Source organism: Kribbella catacumbae DSM 19601 (assembly GCF_000372465.1).
GTDB lineage: Bacteria > Actinomycetota > Actinomycetes > Propionibacteriales > Kribbellaceae > Kribbella > Kribbella catacumbae.
In genome coordinates this window covers 39,048-46,237 of sequence record NZ_AQUZ01000066.1, presented here as the reverse complement: position 1 = coordinate 46,237, position 7,190 = coordinate 39,048, and the positions used below count along the sequence as shown (strand labels likewise).

The window sequence follows — 7,190 nt, the reverse complement described above, 5'->3', positions numbered from 1 at the left end:
CGAAGAACAAATGATCGAAGCCGCCCGGTTGTTGAGCCCGGACGGCTTGGTGGACTTCGGCCGCGAGGTCCTGAACAGGCTGGACACCGATGGCCCCGAACCGGCCGAAGACGACGCCCACGCCAACGAAACCCTGTCGCTGCGGCGCGCCGACGGCGGTGTGAAGATCAGCGGCTACCTGTCCGGCGANAACGCCGAACTCCTCCGGGTCCAGATCAACCGTCTCTCGAAGCCCCGCCGAACTGTTGATGGCGAGCTGGATCCGCGCCCGCACGCCAAGCGCCAGGCCGACGCCCTTCACCGCCATCCTGAATGCAGCGGCCGCGACCATGCCCCGCAAACGCACCCCTGGTACAGCCGGTGGGTCCGGCACGTCCGGCGACTCCGGCACGTCCGGTGAGTCCGGTACCCCGGATACGTCCAGTGGCGCCGGTACGTCGGATCTGTTCGATGGCTCAGATGCGTGGGGTGGCTCGGGTATGTCCGGTGAGTCCGGTACGCCAGGTACGTCCGGTGGCTCGGGTGCGTCCGGTGCATCGGAAACGTTCGACGACTCAGACGACTGGGGTACCTCGGGTCTGCCCGGTGCGTCCGAGACGTCGGGTGCCTGCGGGACGTGCGGCGCCTCGAATGGGTCGGGTGGGCCGGGGGTGCCGCACATCACCATCACCATCGACCTCGAAGACCTCCGCAACGCCACCTCCCAAGCAGTCGGCGAACTGGTCTACGGCGACAACCTGTCCGCCTCGGCCGTACGCCGGCTGGCCTGCGACGCCGTCGTCATCCCCATCGTGCTCGGCTCGGACTCCCAACCCTTGGATGTCGGGATGGAACAGCGCTACGTCACCCGCGCGATCCGCCGCGCCCTGATCAGACGCGACAAGGGCTGCGTGATCTGCAAAGCCCCGCCCTGGCAGTGCCACGCCCACCATTTGATCCATTGGATCGACGGTGGCCCCACCGCCATCCAGAATCTCGCGCTGCTATGCGCAGGCCACCACCGCGCGGTGCATGCCGGCCACTGGGCCATCACCATCACCCGCGGCGTCGTCCAGGTCACCCGCCCCGGCTGGACCAGCCCCGGCCCCACCACCCCCGCCGACCTAGCCAACCTCACCAACCTGACCCGCTACTTCGGCCCGCCCTCTACCGGCTCCGGCAGCGCCTTGGACCACGACCATCCCGGCCGGTTCTTCTCCCCGCCCAGTCCGCGCCCGAAGGTGCAAGCCGGTACCGGAGGCCTGTCCTGGCTCACCCCCGAGGCGGTCGCCCTGCTTGATCCCTGGGGCGACAACAGCAATCCCGCCGCCGGCCCGTAACATCCACCGCACCGCCGGCGGCCCGGCACGTCGGCCTGGTTAGCCGCGTCGAGGGCCCGCGGCTGACCGAGCTCTGCCTGTCCGCGGTCGAGCGCCGGATCGACCTCGACTTCGCCGCCCGGCAGGCTTGCAGCGCCCAGTGGCCGCCGGCAACTGCCCGCTCTCCAGCCCTCGGCCACCGACCGAGGGCTCCTCGCCATGCCCGCTGCCCGGCTGCCCGCTATCGATAGTCGGAGCGCCAACGGTGAAGGTCGGGTCCTGCCCCGCCCCGGCTGTCCCCTGTCAATGGGCCGAGCGCCGACGGTCAAGGTCGGGTCCTGCCCCGCCCCGGCTGTCCCCTGTNCCGCCCCGGCTGTCCCCTGTCAATGGGCCGAGCGCCGACGGTCAAGGTCGGGTCCTGCCCCGCCCCGGCTGTCCCCTGTCAATGGGCCGAGCGCCAACGGTGAGGGTCGGGTCCTGCCCGCAGCCCGCTGCCGCTGTACGACGCCCACACCTGCCGCTGCCGCCTTTTCGACGCCCACACCGTGCCCCAAGTCGACCGCCTCAGCCACCTTGGGCACCGGCCGGCCACCCAAGCCGCCCCGGGCGGCCCTAGCCCGTGCCCAAAGCCGACCAACCCTCGCCGGGGCGGGGAGGAAATTGCCCCCAGATCGGGTTAAAACCCGCCCCAGGTCCCCCGCGAGCATCCTCCCCAACCGTTGATGCCGGCTGGCGCCGGCGCTCGTGGTGGATATACGAGTGAACCCACCCTGTTTGCCAGCAGGCGATCGGTGGTCAGCTCGCTCATGTCACTCCGCACTCTCGACAGCAGGATTCTTGTTGATGGCATGGTCAGCCAGGACGCAGCAGATTTCATCAGCCCATGCCTGACCGGCTCCGCGCCCTACGGCTCCTGATCCGCATCGCGTCTGGGGTCCTCCGCGAGTTCCTGGAGGACTTGCTGCAACTCGGGTGGGCCGCTGGAGTCAGGGCGCTCGCGGTACAGCGCTAGGCCCTTTTGCTGCGAATTGCCTAGCCAGCTCGGGTTGCTCGGACCGGTTGAGTCGCGCAGCAGCACTAGCCAGTGCTCTCACCAGCTGCTCGTGGTGCCGGGTGTCTGATGCCGCCAGCGTTCGCCGTACGGCGAGGCCGTCGCGGTGGACGGTGAGTGACTCCTCGGCGTGGCGGAGTCGGCCCAGACTGTGGCCGACCGCCTCGCAGGCGGCCGCGTAGCCGGAGCGGCCATCGTCGTTGTTCTCGCTAAAGCGCCTCTGCAGCTCGAGCGACTCGTACCAGCGCGCCTTTCCTTCAGGGACCCGCCCCTCGGCCACCAGGCTGTTGCCTAGCATCCGGACAGCGTCGGCGAACTCAGGCAGCCGGGCGGGATCGTCGGCGAGCAGCGCGCGCTCGTACCCGACTACCGCCTCGGACACGCGCTGGATCTGCCCCGGCCGATCCAGCCGGTTCAGGATCGTCCTCAACTGGTTCGCGTCCAGGACAGCCTCGTCACGCAGCTCTGGATCCGTGGCGGCCAGGCGGCGGCGAATCTCCCAGGCTTCCTCCGCGACCGGCAGTGCGCGGTCCCACTCCTCGCCATCGAACAGCGAGATCGTCAGGTTGGACAGATTCAGGGCGAGTCTGCCTTCGTGCAGCGCGACCAGCTGGCGGGTGAGGGCGATTGCTTCCGTGGTGTGAGGGATCGCCTCGGCCTCACGGTCCAGACGGCCGAGGGTGACGGCGACGCGGTTGAGCGAGATCGAAAAGTGGCCGGCGCGCAAGGTGCCAGCTTTCGGCGGGGTGTTTGGCGGCTAGCTTCCGGAAGTGGTGCACGGCCGTGCCCGCGGAGTCCAGGGCCTGCTCGGGATCGAACTTGTCGCTGAACTTCTGGATGTTGCGGGTGTGGAACGCACCGAGACCAGCGCGCAGCTCGATCATGAAGTCGTAGCTGATCACCATGATGAGCAGGCCGACGGTGGTCAGGGCGTGAGCGTACGGCCACCCTGCGATCCAGGCGACCCCGCCTGCCAGGGCGCCGCCCAGACCCGCCAGCGCCATGACCCGGCGGACAGACACGATCGTGAGCTTGTCCGGCGTACTGGCCATGGTTCATCCCCTCGCATCACCCGTTGTAGACCTTGATGCGCGGATCGGCCGGAGGTTCTCTACTCGTCCAGATCCAGAGTCTGCACCTCGACGGTGAGCGGCTTGTAGGTTGGGCATATGCGATTCGACAGCTACACCGTGATTCTGTTGACGTTGCGGCCGGATGCGCCTGTCATGACGGAGGAGCAGGCGGCCGAGCTGCAGGATCGGCACCTGACGCATGGTGCCGGGCTGCAGGATCGCGGGCTGATCTTGGCTCGCGGACCGCTGACAGATCAGGACGACGAGCGCTTTCGTGGCTTCTCCATCTGGTCGGTCGACCCGGCTACCGCTCGAGCACATGCCGAGGCTGATCCCGCGGTACAGGTCGGCCGGTTGGCAGTCGAGGTGATGACGTGGATGATGCCCGCCGGCAACATCCAGTTCACCAAGGTGCGGGCGCCCAGATCGATCGCCGAGGCAACGGCCGACTAAGCCCCAGGGCAGGCTGCGGCCGGATCGGCGTGATGGGCCGGGAGCCAACGGGTCAGGGCGAGGAAGCTCGCCGCGGTGATGCAGGCTGCGGCGACCAGCAGGATGACTGTGGTGTAGCCGACGGCGGCGGCTAGTACTGCGCCGCCGAGCGGGGCGCAGGCGCGGGAGATGAGGACGGGGGTTGCGAGGGTTCCTGCGATGGTGGCGTAGCCGGTGGAGCCGTAGCGGTCGAGGAGGATGGCCGGGGTGGCGATCGAAGCAACCCCGAAGCCCAGGCCGAACAGGACCAGACACACCACCGTGCCGAGCAGATGCCTTCCAAACAAGGGCAGCAGGGCGATCGCGATGCCCTGCACCATCAAGATGACGGCCGCGATAGTGGCCATCGGCAACCAGCGGAGCGACACCGTGGTCACGACCCGACCGGTGACCGAGAGCAAGCCCAGCAGGCCTGCCAACGTGGCCGCGATGGCTGGCGGGTGACCGAGGCTGATCAGATAGAGCACGAGGTGGATCGCGATCACGGCCAGGGCAGCACTGTGCAGAACGAACGCTCCAGCGAGTAGCCAGAACCCCGGATCTCGCAGTACATGGGACGGCGAAGCCCGCTCCGGTGCAGACACACGGCGGGGCCCGGTGTGCCGCAGAGCGACAGCGTGCAAGGGAATGGCGAGGAAGCCATAGATAGCGAGCAGGATCAGAAGGGTGGTGCGCCAGTCGTAGGCGTCCACGAGCCGGCCGGTCAGCGGGATGAAGATGGAGCTGGCGAACCCGCCAACCAACGTGACCGCGAGCAACGACTGAGTACGGCGTACTGGATCGGTGACGGCCACGATCACCGCAAAGGCCGGCCCGTACAGCACCATCGATGACGCGACCCCGATCAGCACGAACACCGCATACAACTGCGGTGCTGTCTGGACCTGCGACCAAGCAGCCAGAGCGATCGCACCAAGCACCGACCCCACGGTCATCAAGGCGTGCCCACCACGAGCATCGAGCCAACGCCCGACCGGGATCGCCATCGCCCCAGTCGTCAGTACTGCGATGGTCAGCGCACCCGCGGCCGTCGCGGTCGAGATCTGCAGATCGCTGCTCATCGGGCCGATCAAGGCGCTGAACGCGTAGTACAAGACGCCGTAGCCGACCGTCTGGGTCACTGCGAGCGCTGCGATCAACCGCCAACGGCCACCGCTACCCGGCTTGAGATCGGGAGCGGCGGCCGTCGACAGAATCCCCCTGATCATTCGCCCCCTTTTGACCCACGCCGCTGACCCCGCAACTCCGGGCTGTCTCCACAGGAGGTCAAAAGGGGGCGAATGATCAGAGAGTGCATCAGCTGCAGCAGCCGGATTGCGTGACCTTCGGGGGGTCGAGGACGGTGAGCAGACCGCCGCCGATGCCAGTCGCCAATCCACGGGAAGTCGCCCGCGCCGGCTCCGCCGCCGAGTTGCCCGCGGTCGCCTGCGGAGCAGGACCGCAGCAGCCACTGCTCGCCGTGGCTTCTTCGCCAGGGAAGGCCAAGCTCGACGAGCACACGCCGGTCTCCGGCAGATCGAGCTGTACGTCGCGCGCAGCCTCCCAGTCGCCGGCCAGCGCGGCGACGACCGAGCGGGCCTGCTCGTAGCCGGTGGCCAGCAGGAAGGTCGGAGCGCGACCGTACGACTTGGCGCCGATCGCGTAGTAGCCCTGCTCGGGATGCGCGAGCTCGTCGACGCCGTGCGGCGGGACCGTCCCGCAGGAGTGCTTGTTCGGGTCGATCAACGGCGCCAGCGCGCGGGTCGAGCCAAGGATCGGGTCCAGGTCGAGGCGCAGTTCGGCGACGACCCCGTGGTCCGGCCGGAACCCGGTCGAGTTCACCACGGTGTCGGCCACGACGGCCTGCTCCCCTGCGACGAGCTGAACCCGGCCGTCCGCAGTACGGGTGATTCCTTCGGTGCGGAAGCCGCCGACTAGTTCGACTCGGCCGGACTGAACGAGCTTCTTGACACGCTCGCCGAGGGCGCCGCGGGCCGGCAGTTCGTCGGCTTCCCCGCCGCCATAGGTCCGTTCCTGGCTGCTTCCGCGGACGACCCAGACGATCTCCGTGCCGGGTTCCTGCTCGGCCAGTTCGCCGAGGTCGAGCAGCGTGGTCGATGCGGAGTGGCCCGCGCCGACTACCGCAGTACGGCGGCCTGCGAACCGGGCGCGGTCTCGGCCCAGTACGTCGGGCAGCGCGTGCGCGACCGCGTCGGCGGCATCGGTCTCGCCGCGAGCGGGGATGCCGGATCCGCCCAGGACGTTGGGTTTGCGCCAGGTCCCCGCTGCGTCCACGACAGCGGACGCGGTGAGCTCTTCGCCGTCGGCCAGGCGGATCAGGAACGGGGCGTCGTCGCGGCCCGCAGTACGGATCCGGTCGAATCCGGCGCGGGTCACGGCAACCACCTCAGCGCCGTACTGGATCCGGTCGGCTAGCTGCGGGGTCTTCACCAGTGGCGCGAGGTACTGGTCGATCAGGTCGCCGCCGGTCGGCAGCATGTCCGGGTCGGGCTCGGTCCAGCCGGCCTCGTCGAGCAGTCGCCGGGCAGCGGAGTCGACGCCATAACGCCACGGGCTGAACAGGCGGACGTGCCGCCATTCCTCGATCGCGGCGGCCGCGCTGGGACCCGACTCCAGGACAACGAAGTCGACACCGCGGTCCGCCAGGTGCGCCGCAGCGGCCAGGCCCACCGGGCCGGCACCGATCACCACGACCGGCAGGTCTTTCGAAGGGACGATCATCGGAGCTCTCCAAGGGTTGCAAAGGATCTGGCTGCATCGACAGTCATCGAATCAGCGATGCCCAGCTTGCATCCTGATTCGACAAGAGTCAAGATAGACGCATGTCGAAACAGAAGATCGTCCTCGAGCTCAGCGGTGGCTGCTGTACGCCGATCTCCGACGCCGCGCTGGACCCGGCAGCCGCGAGCGAGGGCGCGACGGTCTTCAAGGCACTGGCGGACCCGGTCCGGCTGCGGCTGATGTCGGTCATCGCCTCGGCCGGCGACGAGGTCTGCGTCTGCGACATCACTCCGCTGTTCGACGTCAGCGGTCCGACGATCTCCCACCACCTGCGGGTACTCCGCGAAGCCGGCCTGGTCGACTGCCAACGCCGCGGCACCTGGGTCTACTACTGGCCGCTGCCCGAACGCCTCGAGTGGCTCTCCACGCTTCTGTCGGCCCCCGCCGCCACCCGCACTGGCACAGCCAGCTGAGCCCGATCGTGGCACCACCCCGCCAGTTACGCGCGCCGGTCATCGGTGCCCCCGGCCCGCTCCTCCCCCAACGCGCGCTCGA

The 7,190-nt window shown here is 68.7% G+C and carries 8 protein-coding genes; 4 read left to right on the top strand and 4 right to left on the bottom strand.

Going from position 1 to position 7,190, the window contains the following annotated elements; translation table 11 throughout:
* Positions 1 to 10 precede the first annotated feature (10 nt).
* Positions 11 to 400 carry a DUF222 domain-containing protein gene (locus A3ES_RS57330; protein ID WP_026163621.1) on the top strand — a complete coding sequence of 130 codons (390 nt, stop codon included), beginning with the start codon at positions 11 to 13 and terminating at the stop codon, positions 398 to 400.
* Positions 330 to 1,319 (top strand): HNH endonuclease signature motif containing protein, encoded by a 990-nt coding sequence (locus A3ES_RS51945; RefSeq protein WP_237745183.1) that lies wholly within the window; start codon positions 330 to 332, stop codon positions 1,317 to 1,319. The genes A3ES_RS57330 and A3ES_RS51945 overlap by 71 nt, the downstream gene beginning before the upstream one ends.
* A gap of 965 nt (positions 1,320 to 2,284) precedes the next feature.
* Here the strand turns inward: A3ES_RS51945 and A3ES_RS0139675 are convergent.
* Both A3ES_RS0139675 and A3ES_RS0139670 read right to left on the bottom strand, forming a co-directional pair.
* The gene (locus tag A3ES_RS0139675; RefSeq protein WP_020392405.1) at positions 2,285 to 3,076 is read right to left on the bottom strand and encodes a tetratricopeptide repeat protein; all 792 of its coding nucleotides are present in this window, start codon (positions 3,074 to 3,076) and stop codon (positions 2,285 to 2,287) included.
* Positions 3,009 to 3,401: a hypothetical protein gene (locus tag A3ES_RS0139670; RefSeq protein WP_020392404.1), complete on the bottom strand. Its 393-nt coding sequence runs from the start codon at positions 3,399 to 3,401 to the stop codon at positions 3,009 to 3,011. Before A3ES_RS0139670 ends, A3ES_RS0139675 begins: the two co-directional genes overlap by 68 nt.
* Positions 3,402 to 3,518: 117 nt before the next feature.
* Between A3ES_RS0139670 and A3ES_RS0139665 the strand changes: the two genes are divergently transcribed.
* A complete protein-coding gene (locus A3ES_RS0139665; RefSeq protein ID WP_020392403.1) occupies positions 3,519 to 3,875 on the top strand; it encodes a YciI family protein in 357 nt (118 codons plus the stop codon).
* Here the strand turns inward: A3ES_RS0139665 and A3ES_RS0139660 are convergent.
* Together A3ES_RS0139660 and A3ES_RS0139655 are read right to left on the bottom strand one after the other, a co-directional pair.
* Positions 3,872 to 5,122, bottom strand: a complete 1,251-nt coding sequence (locus tag A3ES_RS0139660) for an MFS transporter (RefSeq protein WP_020392402.1) — start codon at positions 5,120 to 5,122, stop codon at positions 3,872 to 3,874. The genes A3ES_RS0139665 and A3ES_RS0139660 overlap by 4 nt on opposite strands.
* 88 nt (positions 5,123 to 5,210) lie before the next feature.
* Positions 5,211 to 6,635: an FAD-dependent oxidoreductase gene (locus A3ES_RS0139655; RefSeq protein ID WP_020392401.1), complete on the bottom strand. Its 1,425-nt coding sequence runs from the start codon at positions 6,633 to 6,635 to the stop codon at positions 5,211 to 5,213.
* 101 nt (positions 6,636 to 6,736) lie between these two features.
* Between A3ES_RS0139655 and A3ES_RS0139650 the strand changes: the two genes are divergently transcribed.
* Entirely contained in the window at positions 6,737 to 7,108 is a 372-nt protein-coding gene (locus tag A3ES_RS0139650) for an ArsR/SmtB family transcription factor (protein ID WP_020392400.1), read from the top strand.
* Positions 7,109 to 7,190 lie beyond the last annotated feature (82 nt).